Source organism: Marinobacter sp. C1S70 (assembly GCF_000475355.1).
Classification (GTDB): Bacteria; Pseudomonadota; Gammaproteobacteria; order Pseudomonadales; family Oleiphilaceae; genus Marinobacter; species Marinobacter nauticus.
Window position 1 is genome coordinate 1 of record NZ_AXBW01000086.1, and the last position, 1131, is coordinate 1131.

Below are 1131 nucleotides of genomic sequence, written 5' to 3' on the forward strand. Positions count from 1 at the left end.
CTAAAACACTTGACCACTACAAGTCGCTTACTGGCGAACCCGCACTTTCGGCGATATCCGGGTTCGTATGGTCGAGTACAGCCCCGGCTATCTGGCTGATCATTGGTGCGCCAAAGGACACATCCTGCTCTGCCTAGAGGGTGAGCTCCACACCGAATTGAAGGACGGGCGTTGCTTTGTTCTCCAGCCTGGTTCTAGTTATCAGGTGGCGGGCAACGCTGAGCTTCACCGGTCCTCGACTGAACGGGGCGCAAAGCTCTTCGTCGTGGATTAAAAATCACATAACCAGTGCAGGCACGGCGACGCCCACTACATTGCGCCTTCGGCTCCATTCCGCGGGCGCGCATGCTGCAAGCGTTATGTTCCAGGAGAAATGTTGTGCTAGGGAAGTTGTTTGGAAGAAAAAAGGAAGAGCCTCTCAAAGAAAATGAGGTGCGTGTGGTCCTCCCTGAGGAGTCCTATACGCTGATGGAATGGAAAGAGGACAGCTTGCCGTGTATTGGGATGCTCAATTCTGCACTCAGTGACTTTGAGCATAAACAGATTTTCGGGTGGCACCTTTCGGTAATCATCGACTTTGAGGAAACAGTCGAAAATGGAATGCCCTCGGAGGAAGAAAGAGAAATTGTCGATCCGTTCTGCGACAAACTAGACGAAGAAATCAAAGCAGGTGGAAACGCTTTGTTCCTTGTCAGAGAAACCTGGAACAAAACTCGACGCTTGGTCTGGAGAGTTTACGATCCAGAAATTGCCCACCAACACCTTCAATACTTAGTTGATCACCACCGGCATCCTCGACCTTTTGATTGGCGCATGGAACAGGACCTTGAGTGGGGCCAGGCCGAATGGTACTTCAAGCAACTGAGAACATAACAAGTGGCTGTTGTCGGACGCGCCTGCGCTGGCGCTCCGGCACGCCGCAAAGCCAGGGCGTGTGTGCCGGGCATGGCACAGAACTAGGGAGGTGAAAGTCCTCCTGCCTGGTGTTCGCAGAGCCGAAGGCTAGGAGAAGGGCAGGGGCGTCACCGCGAGGTGGGGTCTGAAGGAAGCCCAATCCAAAGCGGCGGGGCGACGAACAGGAACCCGATACGAGGTGTGGTACATCCGGGGCGGTAACTGTCAAGGTATCTG

General features: G+C 54.1%; 1 protein-coding gene and 1 pseudogene. Both read left to right on the forward strand.

The window, feature by feature from the left end; all coding sequences use genetic code 11:
• Positions 1-25: 25 nt before the first annotated feature.
• Positions 26-274: pseudogene (locus tag Q669_RS18680) on the forward strand (DHCW motif cupin fold protein); the annotation flags it as partial.
• 104 nt (positions 275-378) lie between these two features.
• A complete protein-coding gene (locus Q669_RS18685; protein ID WP_022993453.1) occupies positions 379-873 on the forward strand; it encodes a DUF695 domain-containing protein in 495 nt (164 codons plus the stop codon).
• Positions 874-1131 lie beyond the last annotated feature (258 nt).